The 25,006-nt window shown below is 34.6% G+C and carries 18 protein-coding genes; 7 read left to right on the top strand and 11 right to left on the bottom strand.

Annotated features, from left to right (window positions below; all coding sequences use genetic code 11):
* The first annotated feature begins 9 nt into the window (after positions 1-9).
* The 4 genes from BUE22_RS20875 (at position 10) to BUE22_RS20860 (ending at position 3,591) form a co-directional block, all read left to right on the top strand.
* A complete protein-coding gene (locus tag BUE22_RS20875) occupies positions 10-810 on the top strand; it encodes an HmuY family protein (RefSeq protein WP_073397934.1) in 801 nt (266 codons plus the stop codon).
* Positions 811-826: 16 nt separating this feature from the next.
* Positions 827-1,573 (top strand): hypothetical protein, encoded by a 747-nt coding sequence (locus BUE22_RS20870; RefSeq protein ID WP_073397933.1) that lies wholly within the window; start codon positions 827-829, stop codon positions 1,571-1,573.
* A gap of 82 nt (positions 1,574-1,655) precedes the next feature.
* Positions 1,656-2,324: a hypothetical protein gene (locus BUE22_RS20865; RefSeq protein ID WP_124020483.1), complete on the top strand. Its 669-nt coding sequence runs from the start codon at positions 1,656-1,658 to the stop codon at positions 2,322-2,324.
* A 241-nt stretch (positions 2,325-2,565) separates the two neighbouring features.
* Positions 2,566-3,591, top strand: a complete 1,026-nt coding sequence (locus BUE22_RS20860; protein ID WP_073397931.1) for a hypothetical protein — start codon at positions 2,566-2,568, stop codon at positions 3,589-3,591.
* A gap of 98 nt (positions 3,592-3,689) precedes the next feature.
* On the opposite strand, the gene BUE22_RS20855 is transcribed toward BUE22_RS20860, so the two are convergent.
* The 7 genes from BUE22_RS20855 to BUE22_RS20825 all read right to left on the bottom strand — a co-directional run bounded on the left by BUE22_RS20855 (position 3,690) and on the right by BUE22_RS20825 (position 16,299).
* A complete protein-coding gene (locus BUE22_RS20855; protein ID WP_073397930.1) occupies positions 3,690-4,601 on the bottom strand; it encodes a carbohydrate kinase family protein in 912 nt (303 codons plus the stop codon).
* 114 nt (positions 4,602-4,715) lie between these two features.
* Positions 4,716-6,407, bottom strand: a complete 1,692-nt coding sequence (locus BUE22_RS20850) for a RagB/SusD family nutrient uptake outer membrane protein (protein ID WP_073397929.1) — start codon at positions 6,405-6,407, stop codon at positions 4,716-4,718.
* A gap of 20 nt (positions 6,408-6,427) precedes the next feature.
* Positions 6,428-9,532 (bottom strand): SusC/RagA family TonB-linked outer membrane protein, encoded by a 3,105-nt coding sequence (locus BUE22_RS20845; protein WP_073397928.1) that lies wholly within the window; start codon positions 9,530-9,532, stop codon positions 6,428-6,430.
* Between the two features lie 18 nt (positions 9,533-9,550).
* Positions 9,551-11,161, bottom strand: a complete 1,611-nt coding sequence (locus BUE22_RS20840) for a glycoside hydrolase family 32 protein (protein WP_073397927.1) — start codon at positions 11,159-11,161, stop codon at positions 9,551-9,553.
* Positions 11,124-12,482 carry a sugar porter family MFS transporter gene (locus BUE22_RS20835; RefSeq protein ID WP_073397926.1) on the bottom strand — a complete coding sequence of 453 codons (1,359 nt, stop codon included), beginning with the start codon at positions 12,480-12,482 and terminating at the stop codon, positions 11,124-11,126. The genes BUE22_RS20840 and BUE22_RS20835 overlap by 38 nt, the downstream gene beginning before the upstream one ends.
* A 230-nt stretch (positions 12,483-12,712) precedes the next feature.
* Complete coding sequence (locus BUE22_RS20830) at positions 12,713-15,451, bottom strand: substrate-binding domain-containing protein (RefSeq protein ID WP_073397925.1); 2,739 nt, start codon at positions 15,449-15,451, stop codon at positions 12,713-12,715.
* 422 nt (positions 15,452-15,873) lie between these two features.
* Entirely contained in the window at positions 15,874-16,299 is a 426-nt protein-coding gene (locus tag BUE22_RS20825) for a response regulator (RefSeq protein WP_073397924.1), read from the bottom strand.
* A 303-nt stretch (positions 16,300-16,602) separates the two neighbouring features.
* Here BUE22_RS20825 and BUE22_RS20815 point away from each other — a divergent pair, with 303 nt between their 5' ends.
* The 3 genes from BUE22_RS20815 to BUE22_RS20805 are packed head-to-tail and all read left to right on the top strand — an operon-like array spanning position 16,603 to position 20,123.
* The gene (locus tag BUE22_RS20815; RefSeq protein WP_084540303.1) at positions 16,603-18,336 is read left to right on the top strand and encodes a PAS domain-containing sensor histidine kinase; all 1,734 of its coding nucleotides are present in this window, start codon (positions 16,603-16,605) and stop codon (positions 18,334-18,336) included.
* An 11-nt stretch (positions 18,337-18,347) separates the two neighbouring features.
* Positions 18,348-18,788, top strand: a complete 441-nt coding sequence (locus BUE22_RS20810) for a response regulator (protein WP_073397923.1) — start codon at positions 18,348-18,350, stop codon at positions 18,786-18,788.
* A gap of 33 nt (positions 18,789-18,821) precedes the next feature.
* Positions 18,822-20,123 carry a hybrid sensor histidine kinase/response regulator gene (locus BUE22_RS20805; protein WP_073397922.1) on the top strand — a complete coding sequence of 434 codons (1,302 nt, stop codon included), beginning with the start codon at positions 18,822-18,824 and terminating at the stop codon, positions 20,121-20,123.
* 141 nt (positions 20,124-20,264) lie between these two features.
* On the opposite strand, the gene BUE22_RS20800 is transcribed toward BUE22_RS20805, so the two are convergent.
* The 4 genes from BUE22_RS20800 to BUE22_RS20785 form a co-directional block, all read right to left on the bottom strand.
* Positions 20,265-21,620, bottom strand: a complete 1,356-nt coding sequence (locus BUE22_RS20800) for an MATE family efflux transporter (protein WP_073397921.1) — start codon at positions 21,618-21,620, stop codon at positions 20,265-20,267.
* 66 nt (positions 21,621-21,686) lie between these two features.
* Complete coding sequence (locus tag BUE22_RS20795) at positions 21,687-22,559, bottom strand: AraC family transcriptional regulator (RefSeq protein ID WP_073397920.1); 873 nt, start codon at positions 22,557-22,559, stop codon at positions 21,687-21,689.
* 146 nt (positions 22,560-22,705) lie between these two features.
* The gene (locus tag BUE22_RS20790; protein WP_073397919.1) at positions 22,706-23,248 is read right to left on the bottom strand and encodes a cysteine hydrolase family protein; all 543 of its coding nucleotides are present in this window, start codon (positions 23,246-23,248) and stop codon (positions 22,706-22,708) included.
* A 410-nt stretch (positions 23,249-23,658) separates the two neighbouring features.
* Entirely contained in the window at positions 23,659-24,999 is a 1,341-nt protein-coding gene (locus BUE22_RS20785; RefSeq protein ID WP_073397918.1) for a c-type cytochrome, read from the bottom strand.
* Positions 25,000-25,006: the final 7 nt, after the last annotated feature.

The following is a 25,006-nucleotide window of genomic DNA, read 5'->3' as shown; positions in this document are numbered from 1 at the left end:
TATAATCCAATGAAAAAAATGAATGCCTTTATCCAAAAACTAACAAAAAGCGTATTTGCTGTTTTTTTAATTGCCGCAATATTCTCCGCATGTTCATCTGATGATAAACCTGCCGACGAAAATGGAAATGAAGACCCGGATACAGAAATACCGGATTCCTCTTTATTTAATAAAGTAATACATGTAAAAAATTATCAGGGAAGCACTTCTGATGACAATCCTACTGCACCATCAGCAACATTATATTATAGCCTTGAAGAAAATAAGGCTGTTGACGGTTCTTTTAAGAAAACAAAAAAATGGGATTTAGCTTTTGGCGGACTTTATGCCAGCTTTTTATCGGGCAATAATACCACTAACAATCAGAATAATGGTTATTTGGGAGGCGGTGTTGGCGGTATAACAATCGTTGCAAAACCTTTTAATGATGTGGTTGATATTCCTGCAGATAGTGAGTTTAAAACAGGAATAGATCTTATTGGTACAGATGATGCAGGTTCTTTTGGTAATGGAGTTGGCTGGTATTTATACGATTTTGGAGGTGAAGTTGTCACAAACGGAACTGATCCGAACAAAGCTCACGTAGCTTACGCACTTGGAGAACCGCTTACGATAAACAATGGCACTGTTATTCCTGCAAGAACTGTTATTTTAAAAACTGCAAATGGAAATTACGCAAAAATTAAAATGATATCAGTATACAAGGATATTTATACTCCTGCAGAATGGTTCAAAGATACTCCGCATATGTACTACACTTTTGACTATGTAATGGCAGCGAAGGGAAGCACTAAATTTGAAATTAAATAACCAACCCCCAATCCTAATGAATACTAAAATCATAAAATTTAAAACATCTTTATTATTTACGGCTTTTGCCTTATTTAGCCTTCTAACAGCTTGTACAAGTGAAGAAGATAGATGGACAGATGTAAAAGAAGATCCTGTTACGGAAATCATTACAGATCTTGATGCCAAAAGAATCATATCTTTTAAAGTAACAAATCCGGGTGAAGAACAGGCCATTTACAGTGCCGTGAATAATCTGGAAAAAACCATTACGGTTTACCTGCCTTCTTATTATCAGTATGAATATTTGGAAACAGCTATTGCATTGCCGGAAAAAACTACTATTTCTCCTGCTGCTACAGAACTTTTACCGGTATTTAGCAAAACTCCTGTTACGTATACAACAAAAGCTGCGGATGGAACAACTGCCGTCTACACAGTTAACATTATTATACAACAGCCTCAATTAATTTTAAAAGAATTATCGACTGCAACTACTGTTTATACTGTTAACACCGGAGCTTCCATTACAGTAAAAGGCGAAAATTTCCTTCCATCTTATGAAATAACGAAAGTTTTTGTGGTAGATGCACAGGGAAATAAAAAATGGCAGATGCAGCAATATAATGAAGGATTAAATATTGCCAGTTTTTATGCGATGTATGTTTTTGGAGCTACAGCAGATTCTCCAATAACACTTTTGCCTGATACTGATTATTGGATCATGATGGAAAGTTATAATCTTTCGACTACGATGAAACTTCCTTTTAGGATAACCAATTAAAAATTTAGGAAATAAAAAATGCCTGTCTTTAATGCAAGCGGTAACGAAAACAAAGCCAATTAACCCTATTAAATTAAAAATTATGAAAAAAATAATCTTTTCAATTGTAGCATTGGCTGCTATTTCACTTACATCTTGCAGCTCTGATGATCAGACTGCCGAAATACAAGGAATATCAAAAGAACAAACAAGCAGTAAGACTGCTAAAAATGCAGCTCTTGCGCTTTGTACTGTTACTTCAACATCTGTTACAGTAAACAGATGGCAAGCCCCATCATCTACTTATACAAACTGGACACCTGTAGCCGCTGCAATTGGCGGTGTAAATGTACAGTGGGAAGGTATTTATGGAGGGTCAATTCGTCCTGTAGGTAATACTGATCAATGGTACGTAGGTACAATAGACTTAACCGAGACTTGTGCAAACTGGGATAGCTGGAAAGGAAGCATTGCTGTTAAAAACGATCCGTCAAATGTTGGTGCAGAACCAGTTGCTAATCCATTTAATGTATTAGGATACGATGGTATTATTTCCGGAGCAGATTATGGTTTAGGATATTACAGCTACGTTTTGGCTACACATGTTATGACTCCTGCAAAAGCTATTGTGATCTGGAAAACCACTGGTACTGATTCAGAATCAGTTACTGATCCAACAACAGCTACAGAAGCCTATTTAGTTAAAGTAACCGGTATTGCTCCGGGAGCTTCAAGCAGTGTAATAAGCTATAATTGGACACAAGTACTATAATTAATAACAATGTAAAAAAGAACATGGGATCACGATATTAATAAAAGTAATTGCAGTAAAAGCTGACCGGCGATCGACTGCAGAATACTCTTAATGACATCATTCCCCCATGACTACAAACGGCTTTATAAATTACCGTGAGCATTGAAGTACAGGCATTTTAAAAATAAAAGCCATTATTCAATAAGTGGCAAAACTAATAAAAATAAAATCATTTAAAAATTAAATAACCAATACAATCATGAATAAAAGAATCAATATCAGTATGTTCTTACATACGGTTATACTACTTTTTTTATCACTACTTTTTTTTTCGTGCGACACCGAATACATTGATAAAATAAATACTATTCCCGGCGATGTAATAAAAGTTTCAGGATATACTCAAATCGAATCATTCAGTTTAAAAGATACAGAAAATAATGCGATTAGTGCTGCCTTAACAGATAACACTATAATAGTGACATGGAGTAGTCATATAGCGATTCCGGAAACTATTAAACCAGAGATTATTTTGGGTACAGAAGCTACAATTTCTCCTGCATCGGGTGCAGAAGTTCCTTTTAAAGACGGAACCGTATATACTGTAACTTCAAAAGCCGGAACAACAAAACAATATACATTAAAAATAGACTTCAGACAACAAGAACCTAGTGCCTGGACTTTGGCTGGTGGGGAAACGTATAGAAAAGGTTTAATGCAAAAAAAGACGAATCCGGCCAGAGGCGGGACTTATGCCATAGATAATTTATGGCTAAGTTTTGAAAATACAAGAGTATATTTTGTATCTGCTACAGATCAGACTGAATATACTGCAGAAATAATTTTTATGGGAAGCCCAACGGTTACGCCTTATACTGAATATGGAATATATTATTTTCTGCCTGAAAATATGCCCGTAGGAATGTATGATTTACGCATAAAAAACGGAGCTTATACGCTGCAAAACACAAATGTAGATAACAGATATAAAATTTCGGTGATCGAGCCTGACACTTTTAATACGGCCAACTATGGTTTTCCTGTTACAAAACAAACAGGAGAAACTCTTGAAGTAAGAGGCGGAATGCTAAATACTGTTACAGCTGTAGAGTTATATCTTAATAGTAATGCAACAGTAACTTATCCTGTAGAAATTGTAAGCACAACTTCATACAGAGCCGTTTTAAAAATTCCTGCCGGAATTCCTGCCGGAACATACGACAGAATGAGATTTAAAAGAGGTGCTGCAACTTCAAACTTTGCCTATACTGTAACTGTAAAATAACCCCTAATATACCAAATGGCGCCAACTGAAAGCAGATGGCGCCATTTTTTTTGTCTTAACTTAGAAATTTATATATCGGTATAATTAAACGCTTATGGTTAAATTATACTTTTATTTTGTATCATTAAATTTTCAATTCTGGAATTAGAAATCTCGGGATTAGCTCCCGGTGCTTCTGCAACCAAAGCCCCAACTGCGCAGGCAAAATCAATAGCTGTTTGCGGATCTTTTCCGTTAAGCACTGATGTAATTAAAGCTGCCAAAAACGAATCGCCCGCTCCAACTGTATCGGCAACCTTTACAGGATAACCTCCATTTTCGTAGAGCTGGCCTTCCCACATTAACAAAGCGCCATGCTTTCCTCTTGTTACGCACATGGCTGTTACTTTGGTTTTTTCTGCAATAAAGTTCATATTGTCTTCCAAACCCGAATATGGCGAATGCATTGCGCCTGCTATTTCCAGCAATTCCTCATCATTAAATTTAATAAAATCAGCTGAATGCATTAATTTTTCTAACATGTCATAAGAATAATGGGGCTTTCTCAAATTAACATCAAAAACCTTATAAGCTTGTGTCTGAAGCAATTCTTCCAGAGATTTTCCTGATACTTCATCCCTGCAAACTAAACTTCCATAAATTAGTACATCAGCATCAAACGCTATTTTTTTCCCAGATTCATTCAAAACAATTTTATCCCATGCCGATGGATACGTGATTTCATAACTTGCAGATCCGCGTTCATTCAATGTTACGTTTACTAAGCCAGTCGGAAAATCTTCTGATTTAATAATAGTATCCGTTTCAAGTCCCAGGTTTTTTACCTTACTGATAATTGCCTCACCATCTTTATCACTTCCTACGCAACTAATCATGGCTACCTCGCAACCAAATGTTTTCATTCGCAAAGCCACATTTAATGGTGCCCCGCCAATTTTTTTTTCATTGGCAAAAACATCCCAAAGCACCTCTCCAAAGGCAACCGCCTTAAGGTTTTTTCCGTTGTTCATTCTAAAAATATTTATTATTAATGTTATTCCGTTTGCATAATTTTTTACATTATGCAAACGGAACTTCTTTCTCCTTAGCTATGCTCCATTTATCATTAAATTCTAAAATAGCAATTAATAACCCGGATTTTGTTTGTACACTCCCTGACTGAAATTAATTTGTTTCAATGGGATTGGACAATACTCTTCTTTACTCGCATCAAAAAAGGCATCCTGATAATAGGTACGTTTTGTTTTTTCGCCAGCATAAAAATCATTCATTACCTGATCTGTAACGCCCCAGCGAACTAAATCAAAGAAACGATTTCCTTCCATCGCTAATTCTAAACGACGTTCAAAACGCATTGCTTTACGGGCAAAATCCTGTGTCCAGTTGCAATTAACGCCGTCTTCATAAGTATTAACTTTAAAGTTACTTACATACGGAAGTCGTCCTGTACTTTGGGCAGCTCGTTCTCTAATTTGATTGATTAATGGTAAAGCTTCTGATTGTCTTCCTAATTCAATCAGGGCTTCGGCACGCATCAAAATCACATCGGCATAACGAATCTGGATTCTGTTTTTAGAATTTCCGTAAAACGGATCAATGTTCACCACACAACTGCAGCTTGGTGCCACGTTTTCTTTTAAAGATGCAAAATATCCGTATGTTCCCGGAGATCTAACCCACGCTTCAACATATAAAAATTCCGGATCATATTTATAAGGCAGACCTGGCATCGCAACGGTATGATACAATCTTGGATCTACCGTATTGGCATCGATATTTTTATAATCAAAATCCTGATTGTTATAAGTGTCAAATTCCGGCAAACCATTTGCGCCTGTTTTAAAAGCATTAACTAAGTTTTGACTTGGTTTATGAAAATCACAACATCCTAAACCCTGAGGAGTTGACAAAACATCTGAAAAATTTAATCTTCCGTATAAAGTTCCGTCATTGTCTGAGAATTGAATGGAAAAAATCGACTCAGTTCCGTTTTCAAAAGTCCCCGGCAAAAAGTTATTTGCAAAATCCGGCTCTAAACTTGCTTTGCCAATTACTTTATCGGTCGCATCAATTACTTCCTGCAAATGCTGTTGATTGATTCCTGTTACTTTAAAAGCTTCATCCTGCGTGTAAGCCTGATACAAACGGGTTTTTGCCAAATAAGCGTATGCTGCTTTTTGAGTTGCACGGCCAACCTGTGGCTGCGTTTCCGGTAAAGCTTCGGCGGCAGCCTGAAAATCTTCCGCTATTTTATTCCAAAGTTCTTCGTTTGAAAGTGCTTTGTTTGAGATTGTTTTATAATCTTCAATCGCAATATCTTCTGTGATGTAAGGAACATTTCTGAACATAATCTTCAGCATAAAATAAAAATGTCCTCTTAAAAAACGCATTTCGGCTATACGAGTTTTCTTTAATGGATAATCAGCTTCTGAAATTTGTTCTAATGCTTTCAAAGCTTTGTTGGCTCTGGAAACTCCCACATAACTGATGTACCAAAAATTATCTAATTCGCCAAAATCTGGTCTGATATTATTCGAAACTTCAAAAAAGTGAAAATCCTGAATATCGTTAGTTCCGCTTCCGCCTTTGTAGGCATCATCAGAACGCACATTTCCAAATGGCCACAAACTATAAGGCGAATCATAATGATCATTACCCAATTGTGCGTATGCCGCATTCATAAAACCTTCTACAGATTGTGGTGTTACAATATCTTCTTCAGACAACACGCCACGCGGATCTTCTTCCAGAAAATCAGAACAGGAAGCAAATATTCCCAACAATAAAAACCCTGTTATATATAGTATCTTTTTCATTTTTTTTGATTTAATCTTTATTATAAAGTAAAATTAAGACCAGCCGTGAAAGTCGTTGGCTGCGGATATCCAAATCTTGCATTTTCAGGATCTACACCAGTAAAACTTTTAGCATCAATGATCAATAAATTTTGTCCGCTGATGTAAAATCTAAAGCTGTCGAAATTCATTTTTTTCAATAAATCTTTAGGCAGACTGTATCCAAATTGTAAAACACGCAGTTTTAAATAGTTTCCGTTTTCTACATAATAAGTTGAAAATCTTGACTCTGCATTTCTATCAACCGTGGTTAAAGCCGGAATAGTAGAATTTGGATTATCTACAGACCAGGCATTTAATAAACGAGTCCCTTTGTTTGAACCTACGTCATCTACACTCCAAAAATCTGTTTGGTATTTTGTATAGTTAATCACATCAACATCACTTGCTCCTTCCCAGAAAGTGGTGAAATCCCAATTTTTATATCCTAAACCTAAATTAATTCCGTAAGTCAATCCCGGATTTGGATTACCAATCCACGTACGATCTTTATCCGTAATAGTTCCGTCGCCGTTTAAATCTTTGTAACGAATTCTCCCAAGGCCTTTTCCTTCCTGCAGCGCCGAGTTGCTTACTTCGTCCTGGCTTTTAAACAACCCATCAGTAACATAACCGTACATTGAGTTAATCGGTCGACCCAAAATATTATCGTCTAAACCGTCTCCTCCGTAGTTATTTCGTACTTCATCCGGTAATTGCGTAATCTTGTTTTTGTTTGCCGAAATATTTCCGGAAATGTCATATTTCAGTCCAAATGATGTTTCATCATGATATCCTAAAGAAACTTCCCATCCTTCATTTTCCATCGAAGCACCATTAACCCAACGATTTCCACCTTCGCCAATTACTCCTAAATAAGCGGGTAAAACCAAAATATCTTCTGTCTTTTTGATGTAATAATCAACAGAACCGCTTAATTTTTGTTTAAATAACCCGAAATCTAAACCAATGTTGGTTTGTGTAGTCGTTTCCCATTTTAAATCATCATTTCCGGATTGTGTTGCAATGAAACCTGACGGAAGCAATCCGTTTCCGTTCCCCGCAATGTCGTAAGCTGTTCCGTAAGACGTTTCCCAGGTTGGACTTCCACCTGCATAACTAGCCATATACAAACTGTAAACGGCTGTATTACTGATTTCCTGATTTCCGGTTTGTCCCCATCCTGCTCTTAATTTTAAATCAGAAAAAACGGGTGCATTATTTTTAATGAAATTTTCATTACTGATTCTCCATCCTGCTGAAACTGCCGGAAAGGTTCCGAATTGATTGTTTTTACCAAAACGCGACGAACCATCGCGACGAATTGTAGCCGAAAGCAAATAACGGTTATCAAATTCATAATCTGCTTTTCCAAAATAAGAAAGCAAAGAATATACTGTTGAAGTTCCACTTGTAAACGATTCTCCTGTTCCTGCATCCGGATACATATAATCTGGCGTTTCGATCAAAAAGTCATTTTTACGCAAAGTCGTGGTATCATAAGTATCTTTGTACATCTCGGTTCCTGCCATTAAATTCAGATTGCTTTTTCCGAAATTTAAACTGTAAATAGCCGTGTTTGTCCACGTCCATTTATCACTTACCGATTGATCAATGGTAACCGATGTCTGATCGTTTTGTAAATAACCGGATTGGTAACTTCTTTGTAAAGTACGTTTTTTATAAAACCCGTAATCGATACCAAAACTACTCTTGATATGAAGGTTTTTTATAATCTCTAAATCGGCATACATATTTCCGAAAAGACGTAAATAATCGTATTTATTGTCTTTGTTATATTCTAAAAGTCGAACCGGATTTTGTCTGTCGTTCATTCCGCCAACTGGTCCTCCCCAGCCTTTCCCGTCAACAGTATGAACCGGAATAATTGGCAGTGCACGAAGCGCAGGATCTAATACTCCTGGATCTGTAACTTCATTGGTACGAGTGAAACTAAAGTTTTCACCAATAACCAATTTACCATTAAAATATTTATAAGAACTGTTCATTCTGGCAGAGATTCTTTCGAAATCAGTTGTTTTTACAACGCCTTCATTTCCATAATATCCCAAAGAAAAAACATAGCTGCCTTTGTCAGATGCATTCGAAACTGACAAATCGTATGAATTTGCAATTCCGGTTTGAGAAATCGCGTCGTACCAATCTGTATTTGCTGATTTTAGCGTTTGAGCAGCATCTAAATATTCAGGAATCAAAACTTTATTTAACTGTGGTTTGTTATTATTTACAGACCAGTCAAATTGGTAACGCAAATTATTATTATTCGGATTTAATCCGTCGTTGATATTTGCCTGCCATAAAGCCTGACCAAATTGATTTGCATTCAAAACTTCCTGCTTTCTTGAATAATCAGAAAGAGAGGTATACGTGCTAAAATTGATTCTCATTTTACCTTCTTTTCCTTTTTTGGTCGTAATGATAATTACTCCGTTTGAGGCGCGAGAACCATAAATACTCGCCGAAGAAGCATCTTTTAAAACCTGAATAGATTCAATATCATTCGGGTTCAATTCGTGCATTCCAGATTTAGTTGGCATTCCGTCAATTACATACAAAGGATCTGTGTTGTTTAAAGTTCCAACGCCACGAATCACTACTTTTGTATTTGCTCCACTCGGAGATCCGTCAGATGAAACCTTAACCCCCGCTACCCTTCCCTGCAGCGCTTTAATTGGGTTTGGTTCCGGCTGTTTCATGACATCCTTCATGTTTACAACAGCAACCGCTCCTGTAATATCCGTTTTCTTTTGTTTGGAATATCCTGTTACAACAACTTCATTTAGCTGGTTGTTGTCTACTTTTAAAGTTATATTGATTGTATTTTGTCCTTTAACAGGAATCGATTGTGGTGCGAAACCGATAAAAGAAACAACAATTACAGCATCAGCATTTATATTTCCGAAAGAAAAATTACCATCAAAATCTGTTACTGTACTGGTGTTTGTACCCGAAATAAGTACGGTTGCTCCCGGAAGCGGCATTCCGTCATCAGACGAAATTACCGTTCCTTTAATTCCGTTTTCCTGTGCTGTCAAAATCAGCATTGGAAAGAAGAAAAATAGAAAATAAATAATTTTATTTTTCATGAGGTTAGTGGTTTTTAGTTAGTTTATATTTAATTGGTTAATTACGATGTTGCTCAATTCAATTCCTTCGTTTGAAGAAACCGACAGAGAAGTAAATGGCTGGTTTGTGAAAAAGATTTCGGTGATTACTTTTTCGCCATTGTTGTAAAATATTTCAATAGAAGTTTTATCTAAAATGATTTTAAAAACACCTTCTTTCTGATTTCCGTCTACAAGCGCTTTCGTAATTGTTGAAGCAAATTTTTCTGAGAAATCATTTTTTCCTGCTTTCGAACGATCCAGAAATAAATAATGATCTGAATTATTTAATCCGAAACTTAAAGATTCACCGGTTGCGTTTGAAAGTGTAAAAGTGTACGTGTCCTGTTTTAAGTTTTTTACATTAAAATTGACAATCGCCTGAGTTAAATCAATTTTTCCAGCTTCCGGAATTGAAAGTTTTCCTTTTCCTTTAAGGTTTTTCCCTTTGATGGTTTTAGAAACGTATTTGTTAATTTCTTTCACCGGATTGCTAACTAAGCTATAATCATTTCCTTTTTTTACTAACTGAATTTCACGTGCAATTGTAGTAGCACTTCTCCACACAGTCGTAGGCACATCTTGCGCATAATCCCAGTTAGACATCCATCCAATAAATAATCGTCGACCGTCTGCACTTGGAACATTATTCCATGTTACGCCGGCATAATTGTCTTTTCCGTAATCAATCCAAACGGCTTTTTCCTGTTCTACTTTTTTGGTAAAATTAGCATCCAGCGTAAACGTTTTTCCGTCAAAATCTCCAATAAAATACTGTGTTCCGGAACCTCCGTTAGCACCGCCCGGATTCAAACTCTGAATCAAAACCCATTTGGTTTCGTTGGTTCCCTGCACTTTAATTTCGAAGAAATCCGGACATTCCCAAACACCTCCGTGGGCTCCAATATTTTTTCCGAAATCAGATATATATTCCCAGTTTTTAAGGTTTTTCGATTTGTAAAACTGTGATCGATCCTGAGCTGCCAAAACCATTATCCATTGTTTGTGCGTTTCATCCCAAGTCGCTTTTGGATCGCGGAAATCACGAATTCCAGGGTTTTTTATAACCGGATTTCCTTCATCAAATTTCTGCCATGTAAAACCATTGTCATTAGAAAACGCAATATCCTGTTGCTCAACATCAATTTTATTTTCTTTTTCTTTTGTCATATCATGCAGCGTATAAATCGCTACAATTGGAGCTGTTTTACCAGTACCTAAACCTGAACTATTGTTTGTATCTACAACCGCACTTCCAGAAAAAATAAATTTGTCTTTATTCGGATAAATCGCAATTGGCTGTTCTTCCCATTTAATTAAATCTTTACTAATGGCGTGTCCCCAATGCATTGGTCCCCATTTATTTCCGTCAGGATAATGTTGATAGAATAAATGATAATAACCATTTGCATAGAACATTCCGTTAGGATCGTTCATCCAGCCTTTTTTTGGTGTAAAATGAAAATTAGGACGGTACATTTTTTCTTCAACAGAAGTTGAAACTGTAGTTACTGCTGTTGTTTGGGCTGTCGCCGAAGTCGGTTTACAAGCTCCTATTAAAAGTACAGCGACACTATAAAATGTCAGCGGTAGATGTTTCTTTGATTTCATGGTTTTTGATATTTTTTTTAGTTAGATTTTCACTTAAAACTTCTAATGATATTCCTTTCGTTTCCGGCATTAGAAAAATGACAAACAGTAATTGCAGGACCATCATAAGCGTAAAAATTAAGAATACGACTTCAGGGCCTATTTCTGAAAATAACATTGGGATTAAAGATGGAATAATCGCTGCCAAAACCCAATGTACTGAACTTCCAAATGCCTGACCCGACGCACGAATATGATTTGGAAAAATTTCTGAAATAAAAACCCAGATTACAGCTCCCTGACCAATGGCGTGAGAAGCAATAAATAAGAAAAGGAAAATAGGTACAGATAATCCTCCCCAATTGAAATAAAATGCAGCAGATACCAATCCTAAAGAAATAATATATCCGATTGAACCAATGTACATTAACAACTTTCTTCCTAATTTGTCAATTAATGCTACACCAATTAAAGTAAAGATAAGATTGGTAATCCCGATTCCGATACTGCTTAATAAAGCGGTGTTTTGTCCTAAACCTGCTTCTTCAAAAATTCTTGGCGCATAATATAAAAAGGCATTGATTCCCGAGAACTGATTAAAAAATGCAATTAAAAAAGCCAATATCAATGGAAAACGGTATTTTTTCATGAAGATGTTTTCATGTTTGGTAACACCATTTTCTCTGGAATCGTCCATGATATCTTTAAGATCTGCAGTTGGATCAATTTTGAAAAGCACTTTACGCGCTTCTTCATCACGGTTTTTAGACAATAACCATCTTGGGCTTTCCGGAATTGTAAGTATAAAAAGTATATAAATAAAAGATGGAATAGCCTGAACTCCAACCATCCAACGCCAGGCATTTTCTCCAATATCTTTTAAAAAGTAGTTTGAGATAAAGGCAATCAAAATTCCCAGTACAATATTAAACTGATACAAAGCAACCAAACGTCCACGTTTGTCAGCCGGGGCAATTTCAGAAACATAGGCCGGAGCAGCAATAGTAGAAGCACCAACTCCCAAGCCTCCAATAAATCTGAACGCAGCAAATACAAATGGATCATTTGCAAAAGCAGCACCTACAGCCGAAATGAAATATAAAATCCCGATCCAGAATAGTGTTTTTTTACGACCTATTTTATTAGTTGGGATTCCTCCAAAAATAGCACCTACAACAGTTCCCCAAAGTGCCATTGCCATAACAACAGATCCATGAAAAGCATCAGAAGAATGCCATAGAAGCTGTAATTGTTTATCAGCTCCAGAAATAACTACGGTATCAAAACCGAATAGAAAACCTGCCAGTGCAGCAGTAACAGACCAAATTAATATCTTGTTCATTGTAGATGTATTAAAAACTTATCGCTAAGATATCCGCAAAAAAAACAACTTATTTTTAATGATGTTACAATTTAATTCTATAAATACTGACAGATTGATATTTAAACAGAAAAAGCCTTATTTACAAGGCTTTACACAATTTAAAATTTATTTACGAAAACCATGTAGTTTCGATTTTGTTACATTAAGTTCAAAATTGATACGTGTTTTGTATCAATTTTGAACTACTATTAATTCGAAGATTTGTATTCCTTTGGTGAAATTCCAAATTTATTCTTAAAAGCTGTAGAAAAATAGTTTGGAGAAGAGAACCCAAGTGAGTATGCAATTTCAGAAATATTCATATCATTTGACTTTAAAAGCTCTGCTGCTTTCTCCAATTTTACATTATTAATATGATCGCTGATATTAATTCCGATAATCGCTTTTACTTTCCGATAAAGCTGTACTCGCGATACTCCAAGTTTATCGGCTAAATCTTCAACCGAGAATTTGGGATTTTCAACATTTCTTTTAATAATATCATTCATTTTAGTAATAAATGACTGTTCCTGATTGCCAAATTTAGACTCAGGCTCAATGCGATAAATATTATTGGTGTAGTAATAACGAAGTTTTTCTCTGTTGAAAAGCAAACCAGAAATGGATTGTTTTAGAATAGAAAGACTAAAAGGTTTTGTAAGATATTGATCTACTCCGCTTTGCAAACCTTTCAAAGTAGATTCCTTATCACTTTGCGCGGTTAAAATTATAATTGGAATATGAGACGAACGCAAATCCTTTTTCAACTCTTTACTAATTTCATAACCGTCTTTGTCTACGAGATTAATGTCGCAAATAATGATGTCAGGAACAATTTCCATTGCTTTTTCGATGGCATCACTTCCGTCGGAAGTATGAACTACATATTCATTCGATAATTTAGCTTTTAAAAATGCGACCAAATCGATATTGTCTTCTATAACCAAAAGCGTATGTTTTTCTGATTCAGAAACTACATTTACTATGTTTAACTCCGTTTCGATATCTAAATTATCTGATATTAAATTTGGCGTTACATCCAGATTCTCCCCTTTATTAATCATTTCAGAAGGCTGTAAATGACTGATTCCTTTTAATAAAGTAATTACAAATTCGCTTCCTTGTTTTGATTTTAATTCGATTGTTCCGTGATGCAAAAGCACAAATTCTTTTGAAAGATGAAGCCCAATTCCTGAACTGTTTTTATTATTGTTTGAAGCCCTGAAAAAAGGATTAAAAACATTCGATAATTCATTTTCAGGTATTCCAATTCCAGAATCTTTAAAACTAATTTTAACGGTATTGTCCTGATTTTCTACAATCGAAATACTAATTTTTCCGTTATCGGGTGTAAATTTAAAGGCATTAGAAAGCAAATTGAAATACACTTTATCCATCAATCCTCTATCGATAAACAATTCCAGATTTTTATTTTTACAGCTAAGCTGAAAATCAATATTTCTGCGGGCAGCTTCGCCTTTAAAGTTGGTCATTACTTCATTTGTAAAATCATAGATTTTAGTATTTGAAGCTCTTAATGTAAATTTTTGCTCTTCAATTTTTCTAAAATCCAGCAATTGATTTATTAATCGAAGTAATCTGTTTGAGTTTTTATGAATTAGTTTTACCTCATCAACAAGCGTGGTCCCTTTGATTTTTTCATTTTCGATTAACGATTCTACATAACTCATAATCAAAGTTATGGGCGTTTTAAATTCATGCGAAAGCCCGGTAAAGAAATTCAATTTTGCCTCATTGCTTTTTTGGGCAATTTGTGCCATTTCCTGAATTTCATTATTCTGATCAATTACCGTTTGATTAATTCTCTCGAGTTGTTTTTTCTTTCTTGAAATAGAAATAGTCGAATAAATACTGTAAATCGTTAAACTCAAAATAATTACCAAAAAGAAACTGAGCAATCGAACCAGATTGTTCTGCGAAGCATATTCTTTTTCCTGAACTTTTATAGCTCCTTGCTGCGAATCGATAACGGCCTGCTGCTGATCGACTTTATCCATTTGATTTTCGATAATTTCAGCATTGTTCTTGTCTATTACAATGGTATTGAGAATATTGTTTTTTGCAATTGGTTCTTTATTGTACATTTTTAACGCCAATTTTAATGCCTCATTTCCTCCTGTAGGATATAAAATGGTACCGTCTAAAACGCCGCTTTTCACCAATTCTATACCGCCATTAACGGTATTCAGTCCATCTACACCAATAAATTTAATTTTCTTTTCGAGCCCTACGGTTTTAGCCGTTTCCCAGGCGCTAAGAGCCATTCTATCGTTATGAGAAAAAATGTATTCAATATTGGGATTGCTTAACAGAATTGCTTTTAAAGGTTCTTTTACCGATTCTCCCTCCCAATCACCATGAATCGTATTTTCGATTTTTATGCGCTTGTTCTCCTTTATTATTTGTCCAAATCCCAAACTGCGCTCGTATGCTGGCGAAGAACCAATTGCTCCTGTAATTTCGATAATTTTGCCGGAACCTTTACTGTGTGAAACTATATAACGGCCCGCAATTCTCCCAATTTCAATATTATCAGCTCCAAGATAAGCCGTGTATTTTTCACCATCAATTTTTCTGTCTACAACAAGAACCGGGATTCCTGCTTTTATAGATTTTTCGACTACGGCAGTTAGGGGTTTTGATTGAATTGGAGATACAATAATAACATCTACTTTATTAGAGATGAATCTTTCGATATCATCAATCTGTTTCTCGATATTATTATTGGCATCACTAATTTTTAATTCTACTTCAGGCTGCAGTGAAGCTTCAATTTTTATAGAGCTGTTCATTTGCTTGCGCCAATCATCGGTAGTCATGGCCTGAGAAAATCCAACTTTGATTTTATCACCTTGTTTTTGCTTACAGGAAACTAAACTTAATGATGCTAAAAAAAGCATCAAAATATATTTTATAAATGAATACATGAATAATGAGTTTATACAGATGAAAAATGAGTTTTCAAAAAAACACCTTCTTAGACCAACAACCTGTCAAAATAATTAGGAAGGATTATTTTTCGCTGACAAGCGGGAAGGCGATATATAATAAGGTAAAATTAAACTTTTATTTCGTGTATGCAAACCAGTAAATAAAAAATTCAAATCGTATATTCTTCTTTAAAACTTAAATATTATCGTCTGATCTGCTAATAAATAAATGAGGCTACTGTTTAGCCAAGAAACTAAGGATATTGGGTGTTTGGAAAGGGGCATTTATTGCTTCAAATAACTTTAAACAAAAAAAGAAGATTGTATTTTAAAAATCAAACGCTTCCGATCTAAAAAAATCCAGTTTCTTTTAATGTTTTTTTTCTGCAACACCTTAATAAAAACATATTCGTTATTCTTTATTTTATATAATTTGGCGAAACACATTTCTGCCAATATTCTACAATGCTTTTTATCAGGTCTTTCATTTCTGTAAAATCAAAAGGCTTTATAAAAAAGCCCTGTACAGATTTTGAATAAGCTTCAACAACATGCTGCTGTTCGGCACCAGTACTAAAAAATAAATATGGAATCGATTTCATTCTCAAATCTTCATTTTCGTGAACTTTTGAACGTAACTCTATTCCATTTAATTTTGGCATATTAATGTCTGAGAAAATAATAAAGGGCTCAACCGCCGTTGCGGTTAAATAATCAAGTGCCAATTCTCCATCACCAAAAAAAATGATTTCGTTCTTATAATTAAGTTCCTTAAATACCAACCCCAGAATTTCCTGGTCATCCTGGTCATCTTCTATAATAATTATTGGTCCGCCTTTATTCATAAATTCATTTATATTTATTTGTGAGAAAGGTACTTAATTTAACTATACATTCATCCTGGAATAAAAAGAATAACTATTTAATTAAAATAGCCGTTAAGGTGCATCGTTTATTACATTTTATTTTACAGTACTTACTTTATCCTATAAATAATAGAAATAAGTAAGTGTTAAATCACTTAATTTCGCTATATTCGTTTATAATCCTAAAATTATTTTTAGGTATCCGTTCTAATAATTACTAAAATATAGGTGCTTTTCCAGCAAATTATTGCCATTATTTTTCCAAATATAACTTCGCATTATATGAATATCCAAGAAAAAAATGACAAAAAGGAAACAGTCCTTTTCTCAGATCAAATATCTTTTCATGAAAAAGAAAACGATCAAAACACTTCCTTTGAAAATAACAAAAATCTAACAGTAGAAAACCAAAACCTTAAGGAGCTGCTAAAAGCAAAAGAACAGCAGTTAAACAATCATGTTAATGCTATTGATACTTCAAATGCATCAATAGAGTTTGATCTTGATGGAAATATCCTTAGTGTAAATAAAAATTTTCTGGAAATTATGGATTACAATGAGGCCGATTTGTTAGGAAAACATCATCGTCTTTTAGTTGATCCTGCATATTCACAATCCAATGCCTATCAATTGTTTTGGAGCAATCTAAAAAAAGGGATTTATCAAAAAGATGAATTTATCAGGGTAGCCAAAAACGGAAAATTAATATGGCTTTTAGGAAGTTACAATCCCATCCTGGATATTATGGGCAAGCCTTATAAAATCTTAAAATTAGCTACAGACATTACTCTTTCGAAAAACCAATTTTTACAGCTGGCGGTACAGGCACAGGAAAAGGAAAAACGTGCCTCTGAATTGGCCATCGCTAATAAAGAACTTGCTTTTCAGAATGAAGAAAAAGAAAAACGTGCAGCGGAATTGATAATTGCCAATAAGGAACTAAAATTTCAAAACGAACAAAAAGAACAAAGGGCTAAGGAACTAATTATTGCCAATAAAGAACTTGCTATACAAAGTAAGGAAAAGGAAAAACGTGCTGCAGAACTGGTAATTGCCAATAAGGAACTGAAATTTCAAAACGAACAAAAAGAACAAAGGGCAAAGGAATTAATTATAGCCAATAAAGAACTTGCCATACAAAGCAAAGAAAAAGAAAAACGTGCCGCTGAATTGATCATTGCCAATAAAAAACTGGCTGCCGAAAATATTCTGAAGGAGAAAAGAAAAGTTGAAAAGCAAAAACGTGCTGCCGAATTGATTGTAAAAAACAGAGAACTTGCTTATCAGGAAAAACGAAGCAAAGAACTAACCCTTGCATACGATGAGCTTAAAAAAGCCCAGGAAGAGCTGGAATCCTTCTCTTATTCAGTTTCTCATGATCTTCGGGCTCCTATACGTGCCATTAATGGTTATACCCAAATTTTAATAGAAGACCATATTGATTTAATTGATGAAGATGGGAAAAACATGTTCAATGCCATAATTAAAAACTCCAATAAAATGGGAGTACTAATAGATGACTTACTGGCATTTAGCAAATTAGGACGTAAACAGGTATCTTCTGCCAATATAAATATGACAGCATTAGTAAACGGAGTCATTAGCGACATAGCGATAGAAAAAGACGAAAACAATCCAATATTTGAACTTGATGAGCTTGCTCCTGCAAATGGTGATCCCTCACTTATTAAACAGGTATGGGTCAACTTAATTTCAAATGCAATAAAATATTCAAAACATAAACCTGAAACCCGTATTAAAATAACTTCAACATCAAAAAATAATAAAATTATCTATAGCATAAAGGATTGGGGCGCTGGCTTTGATATGGAATATTATGACAAATTATTTGGTGTTTTTCAGCGCCTTCATTCTCAGGAAGAATTTTCCGGAACGGGCATTGGCCTGGCAATTGTGCAAAAAATAGTAAACCGCCACCACGGAACTGTATGGGCGGAATCAAAACTAGACGAGGGCGCTAAATTTTACTTTAGCCTGCCTGATATTAAACATTAAAAAATATAAAAATGAATTACGACGATATTGAAATTTTATTTGCCGAAGACAGCATGGAAGATGCTTTATTAACAATACGCGCATTAAATAAAAGTGGTTTTACAAACAAACTCTTGCATGTTAAGGATGGAGCTGAGGCGCTCGATTTTATATACTGCAGAGGAATTTATGCCGAAAGAAATCCAAAAGCATATCCAAAACTTTTTCTCTTAGATTTAAAAATGCCAAAAATGTCAGGGATTCAGGTATTGGAAAAAGTTAAAAGTGATCCTGGTCTTAAATCAATTCCGGTGGTTATACTGACCTCTTCACAGGAAGATCCTGATATAGCAAAATGCTACAGCCTTGGTGCCAACAGTTATATAGTAAAACCTGTTGACAGCAATAATTTTTTTAATGCCATAAAAGAAATGGGAATGTACTGGATGATTCTTAGCCAGCCTGCTACATAAATTTAAAGCAAACGATTTATTTAATCTAAAATTATGATTCCATATCACATAAAAGAAGATATTAAAATATTGATATTAGAAGACAATACTGCTGATGCGGATTTACTCGTACGCCATCTAACAAAATCAGGATTATCGTTTGTCTCAAAAATCGTTGAATCAAGAAAATCATTTGAAGATTCCCTCGAAAACTTTTTACCCGATATTATATTATCAGACTATTCTCTTCCGTCATTTGATGCTGTTTCTGCCTTTAAAATTATAAAAGACAAAAACCTTAATATTCCTTTTATAATAATTTCAGGTACCATTGGAGAAGAAAATGCTGTAATGCTTATAAAAGAAGGTGTAACAGATTATGTCTCTAAAAATAATTTCTCATCCTTACTGCAAAAGATAAGCCGTGCGCTCAAAGAAGCCGAGGAATTAATTGAAAAAGAAGATTTGCTGCAGAAACTAAAAATTCAAACTGCTGCACTACTATTGGCTAATCAGGAATTGGAATTTCAAAATGCTGAAAAAGAAAAAAGGGCTATTGAACTGCTCAATGCAAATAAAGAACTGCTTGCTTTCAATTTTATTTCAAGTCATGACCTTCAGGAACCACTTCGAAAAATTCAGATTTTCATTTCAATAATGATGGAAAAAGAAATGAATAACATTACAGAGCAAGGAAAAAATAATTTAAAACGCATACATGTCGCGGCAACCAGAATGAGACAGCTCATTGAAGATTTGATGGACTTTTCAAGAGTCAGTACTACAGATCATCATTATGAAATAAGCGATTTAGAGGATATCATTGAAGATGTAAAATCAGAACTTACAGATATAATTCAGCAAAAAAAAGCTGTTTTTAAAATAAACGGATTAATGCCGGTAAATATAATAGCTTTCCAATTTCGCCAGCTTATCTATAATTTAATGAGCAACTCGCTAAAATTCTCAATACCTGAGATTCCACCCCAAATTACTATACAATCCAGTATTCTAAAAAATGAAGATTTCAGGCTTCTTAATCTGCCCCATAGTCCGCAGATATGTGATTACTGGAACCTTAATTTTCAGGACAATGGAATTGGTTTTGATGCCCAATACAACGAGAATATTTTTGTTATATTTCAAAGACTTCATCATAGCGAGGAATATTTAGGAACAGGAATTGGTTTGGCTATCGTCAAAAAAATTGTAGAGAATCATAATGGGATTATATTTGCTGATGGAAATTTAAATAAAGGAGTTAGTTTTAATATCTATATCCCGGTCACTGAAAGTTTTGATCAAAGTTCTGTAGCATTAAAACACAAACAAAAAGAATTGCATTGTACTTTATGATTTATTTATAGAATAGAGCAAAACATAAATATTTTTCTTTAAAACATAAAAAGCAGTAAAAATTTTTACTGCTTTTTATGTTTTAAACTCTAAGTGAATATTATACTTTAATGATTACACATAATATATTTAGAGATTCGATTATTTTTTCAAGGCTTTATTTATCACATATTTAAATCTCAAATAAAGCAAAACGGAGGATGTTAACAAACCTAAAGATAATCCGTACCAAATTCCCTGAATCCCAATATTGAAATAAATTCCCAGAATGTAGCACGACGGCAAACCAATTATCCAATAAGCAACAAAAGTGATAAAAGTTGGAATATTGACATCGCCCATTCCTCTCAAAGTTCCTAGTCCTACAACCTGAGTACCATCAAACAGTTGAAATATTCCGGCAATTAGCAATAATTGTGCAGCTATTGCTACCACATTCACATCACTTGTTATTAAAAAAGGCAAATATTGATTGAAAAGCGTAAAAATAACGGCGAAGAAAAGCATGAATATAATCACCAAATGATATGATGCATGAGCAAATTTCTGAAGCCTCATATAATTCTGATTTCCGAAACTATTTCCAATTTTAATGGTTGCTGCAGAGGCAATTCCTCCCGCCATCATGTAAGTCATTGCCGCAAGGGTTATAGCGGTTTGATGAGCAGCCTGCTCTGTTGCCCCTAATTGACCTGCAATTAAAGCTGCTGCTGCAAACGCCCCTATTTCAAATACATATTGCATGGCAACTGGCAGACCAATTTTTACTACCGCAAGGATTTTGGAAAGATTGATATACTTTGCAGAAAAATGCAGCATATAATCTTTAAAATTATGTGATTTGAACACGTACCACGCCATTACCACCATCATTAAAACCCTATCGACTAAAGTGGCAACTCCTACCCCTTTAACCCCCATTGGCTCAATGCCAAACATTCCTTTTACCAGAATAACTGCGATAACTACGTTAATCAAATTTCCCCAAATTGTGATGTTCATGGCTTGTTTTGTAAAACCAAGTCCTTCTGCAAATTGCTTGAATGTTTGAAAAATCATTAAAGGAAAAATCGATAAACTTAAAATAAGCAAATAAGGTTTTGCTGTTTCTACAACATTCGGATCCTGATTGGCATGCTGCATAGCAAACATTGAGCCAAAATAGACTACGATAAAAAGCAGGATTGCAGCTATTATATTAAGCCATAAACTATTGGAAAGAAGTTTAGCACATTCCTTAAAATTTGATTTCCCATTTTCCTGTGCAATTAAAGGCGTTAATCCGTAGGCAATTCCCAATCCAATGACCAGAATCACCATAAAAACAGAATGAACCAACGAAACTGCTGCCAGCGATATAGTTCCTGCATAATGGCCTATAATAATGGTATCTACGGTTTGTACCAAAGTATGCCCCAATTGTGAAATAACAACAGGTCCTGCCAACGCAATGGTACTTTGATAATATATTTTATTTGATTTGTATTTTTTCAACATAATAATTCACTATTCGGGACAAGTCAATGCCTCTATTTTTTTTTTTTACTTCAATTAAGGTTCGTCTTATGAAAAGATGCCATTTTGATAATCTAACAAAAACTGACCGCTTGTTATTCCGGTCTGGGTTTTGAAAAATCGCATCATATGTCCGGGTTCCGAGAAATCGAGATCATAAGCAATCTCAGCAATTGTCTTTCCCGAATGTATGAGGTCGTTTTTAATTTCAAAAAGCAACCGCTGTTTTAAGAGTTCTGTCGCCGTAACATTAAACTGTTTTTTTACGCAGGTATTAATTGTAATTCTGCTTACGTTTAATAAATCGGCATAATGATCGATTCTCTGTTTCTGCCTTATATGCAACTCCAATAACTGTTTGAACTGATAAGCATAGCTGTTTTCAGCCCTTTCAATTGATAGATGGTTTGTTTCAGCATATATTCGATTGAATTTCAAAAGCAGATAATACGTAAGCGAGCGTATAATATGAATGCTGTCTGTTTTGCTGTCTACCAGTTCAGATTTGATTTCCATAAGCTGATCCAGTGCTTTTTGGAGTTGCTCATCATCAACAGTAATATACAACGGATAATTTAATTGATAAAAATAAAGCATCCGATAGGTAAAAAATTTGTCTGAGAAAAAATCATTAAGAAAATTTTCCTGAAACACTAAAACCGTAAAATCCAATCCTTCTTTCTCCAACGTCCATTGCCTTTTTTGAAAAGGTGAAATAAAAATAATGGTGTTGTCCGCAATAGTGATTTTCTGCTGGTTTAAAACTAAGGATCCTTTGGCTTTTTTAAAAAGCAGAATTTCAAAAAAATCCGTGTTGTAAATATCCCTTTCCAAATATTTTTCACTGAGCGTATCTCCGTGCAAAACATTCAGGAGAACTTCTACCCCACATTCGGTTTTATGAAATTTTACTGTTTTCATTTTATCTGTTGTTACTGCAAATCTACAACTCAATTAGATGATTTAAACCCCTCGAGAATGTTAATTTCATTATTCAAATTCTAAATAAAAAAAATGAGCTGTAATTTGCTACAGCTCATTTAATAATGTGATTTTATATTTTCTTTTTAGGAATGTAGATAATCAGCTGTTGTCAAAATCTTACTGTAAGAGAATTCTAATGCTGCTAAAAAAGCATTATGCACATCTGCAGCCTTAACATTTTGATCGTTAATTTGAAGATCTCTTGTAGCGCAGGCATCTCCAATTACGGTGCATTCAAAACCAAAATCAAATGCAGCTCTTGTTCCTGCGTCAATGCACATATGAGTCATCATACCGGCAATAACTAGATGAGTTATATTTTTTGATTGCAGATATTCGAGCAAATCTGTACCTCTAAAACTATTAGGAAATTGTTTCGTAATTACCTTTTCACCTGCTAAAGGCTTTACATTTTCATGGATTTCTACGCCTTCTGTTCCTGAAACAAAAAAAGGAATACCTTCCGGAGATATGTGCTGTACGTGAACAACTGTGTCATTTTCTTTTCTGAAATGCTCCAGTAATTTTTGTGCATTTTCACTTGCAGCAACAGGATTTACAAGTTCTAATGCGCCATTTTTGAAATACTCTTTCTGGATATCGATTAATAATAGTGCTTTGCTCATTTTATTTAATTTTTATATCTGACAAAATTAAAACGCAGAACATGTATAGAAGATACCAAAACATACGGATTGCATGCCATTTTGATAAGTACCTGTTTTTTTTAAACTATATCAAAAAAAGAAACCCTGTGTGTGTCAGCAGCAACAGGGTTTCGAACTATCAAAATTTAAATGGGTCTTCTTTGGTGGACAACCTTAGCTAATAGAGTCCTTTAATAAATTGATAATCTTTTTCTAATGGGCTTTCTTGATTGTTTACTTCTTTTGACTTTATAAGCTGAAGTGTAACCGATTTTATTCTTATCAGAAAAACAATTGCAAGAAGAACAAAAATTAAAATCATAATGGAAAAAACCTGAATCATATTATTTTATTTTAAGTTAGAAAATTCGATACTGTTTCTTTATTATTTAATTAAGAATATACTCTGCCAGCTGATCCAACTGCTTTTGATCTAACTGCGATTCGAAACCGGGCATTTGTGGATAATCAGGACGTTTTTTACCCGGATTTTTTATCCATTTCTGTAAATCTCCAATATTGCCTTTATAAATTTTTGCCATTTCTAAAACTGGCGGTCCCACTAATTTTTCGTCTATTTTATGGCAGGATGCACAATATTGTCCAAATACCTTCTGCCCTTTCTCTGCCTCTGTCATATCTTCAGAGGCTGCTCCGGCTTCTGCTGCCTTCATTTTTGCAATAGCTTCTTTTTTCAGAATTTGAAATTCTTCTGTTTTAATTTGTACCAGCTCACGATGTTTTTCAAGAGAATTTGCTCTATAAATCTGTCTTCCTGAACCCATGCACAAAACGGTAACTCCAAGCAGCATTGCTATTTTATAAAAGTCTTTTTCGATGTTTTCATTCTCCCCTGTTAGTCTTTTCCACATCATCCACATGGCGGGAACAGCAAAAGCAACTCCGGAGAAAATGATCAGAATAAGGTTCCATCCCATACCTTTAGACGGAAGCGTCAACAAAACCAAAGGACCAATCATAAACTGACAAATAGAAGCTGTCAGCGCCAGAGAATAACCTTTCTTTTGAATATCATATCGGGTAAACTTTTGATATATTTCTTCAAACGGATAATTTTTTCGGCTGTTATACCAAAATATAAACAATCCTGTAACGGCCAGTGAAGCCAGGATAAAATGCAAATACCTCGGAAAAACATTAGGAAGAAACAAGGCATCGACAAAACCTTTTACTACCGCCCATTTTTCAGGAAAGAGCATTAAATTTATATTAGTCAAAAATATAAACGGAATAAACAGAAAAATAACGGTTGCCAATGCCAAAATTGAAATATGAACCGCTTTATGATTCTCAAGTGTTTCCCAAGTATATTTGTGTAGATAAGTAAGCAGGAATGCCACCGTTACCAGCGGTATTACAGCTATCCACATTAAACCCGTAAGCGCATTTGCCGAGTAAAAATAAATCGTATACAAAACGTTAATACTCAAAAGCGGAGCAATTCCCAGCACCACGGCAATACTTTTGTTAACGGTTATTGTTTTGGCTATTTCGTGTGCAAGTATATCATATTCTTTGTTTTTAAGTCCTTTTATCTGTGCAATCAAAGCCAGAATTGAACCTCCAAGCATCAGGTTAACAAAAAGAATGTGAAGCAGAAATGACAGCACAAGCACCACTACAAAAAACCATTCAGGCATGGGCAACGGCAATGGAATATCTTTTGGAACCGGAACGTTATTTTGTAACGCAATATATAAATGTATCATTTTTAAA

Source organism: Flavobacterium pectinovorum, from assembly GCF_900142715.1.
GTDB lineage: Bacteria > Bacteroidota > Bacteroidia > Flavobacteriales > Flavobacteriaceae > Flavobacterium > Flavobacterium pectinovorum.
The sequence above is the reverse complement of the archived record's forward strand: the minus strand, read 5'-3'. Positions and strand labels throughout refer to the sequence as shown.

Bases quoted from the DNA above. Each gene is read 5' to 3' on its own strand.
- BUE22_RS20875 (WP_073397934.1), top strand. From the start codon at position 10: ATGAAAAAAATGAATGCCTTTATCCAAAAACTAACAAAAAGCGTATTT.
- BUE22_RS20870 (WP_073397933.1), top strand. From the start codon at position 827: ATGAATACTAAAATCATAAAATTTAAAACATCTTTATTATTTACGGCT.
- BUE22_RS20865 (WP_124020483.1), top strand. From the start codon at position 1,656: ATGAAAAAAATAATCTTTTCAATTGTAGCATTGGCTGCTATTTCACTT.
- BUE22_RS20860 (WP_073397931.1), top strand. From the start codon at position 2,566: ATGAATAAAAGAATCAATATCAGTATGTTCTTACATACGGTTATACTA.
- BUE22_RS20855 (WP_073397930.1), bottom strand. From the start codon at position 4,601: ATGAACAACGGAAAAAACCTTAAGGCGGTTGCCTTTGGAGAGGTGCTT.
- BUE22_RS20850 (WP_073397929.1), bottom strand. From the start codon at position 6,407: ATGAAAAAGATACTATATATAACAGGGTTTTTATTGTTGGGAATATTT.
- BUE22_RS20845 (WP_073397928.1), bottom strand. From the start codon at position 9,532: ATGAAAAATAAAATTATTTATTTTCTATTTTTCTTCTTTCCAATGCTG.
- BUE22_RS20840 (WP_073397927.1), bottom strand. From the start codon at position 11,161: ATGAAATCAAAGAAACATCTACCGCTGACATTTTATAGTGTCGCTGTA.
- BUE22_RS20835 (WP_073397926.1), bottom strand. From the start codon at position 12,482: ATGAACAAGATATTAATTTGGTCTGTTACTGCTGCACTGGCAGGTTTT.
- BUE22_RS20830 (WP_073397925.1), bottom strand. From the start codon at position 15,451: ATGTATTCATTTATAAAATATATTTTGATGCTTTTTTTAGCATCATTA.
- BUE22_RS20825 (WP_073397924.1), bottom strand. From the start codon at position 16,299: ATGAATAAAGGCGGACCAATAATTATTATAGAAGATGACCAGGATGAC.
- BUE22_RS20815 (WP_084540303.1), top strand. From the start codon at position 16,603: ATGAATATCCAAGAAAAAAATGACAAAAAGGAAACAGTCCTTTTCTCA.
- BUE22_RS20810 (WP_073397923.1), top strand. From the start codon at position 18,348: ATGAATTACGACGATATTGAAATTTTATTTGCCGAAGACAGCATGGAA.
- BUE22_RS20805 (WP_073397922.1), top strand. From the start codon at position 18,822: ATGATTCCATATCACATAAAAGAAGATATTAAAATATTGATATTAGAA.
- BUE22_RS20800 (WP_073397921.1), bottom strand. From the start codon at position 21,620: ATGTTGAAAAAATACAAATCAAATAAAATATATTATCAAAGTACCATT.
- BUE22_RS20795 (WP_073397920.1), bottom strand. From the start codon at position 22,559: ATGAAAACAGTAAAATTTCATAAAACCGAATGTGGGGTAGAAGTTCTC.
- BUE22_RS20790 (WP_073397919.1), bottom strand. From the start codon at position 23,248: ATGAGCAAAGCACTATTATTAATCGATATCCAGAAAGAGTATTTCAAA.
- BUE22_RS20785 (WP_073397918.1), bottom strand. From the start codon at position 24,999: ATGATACATTTATATATTGCGTTACAAAATAACGTTCCGGTTCCAAAA.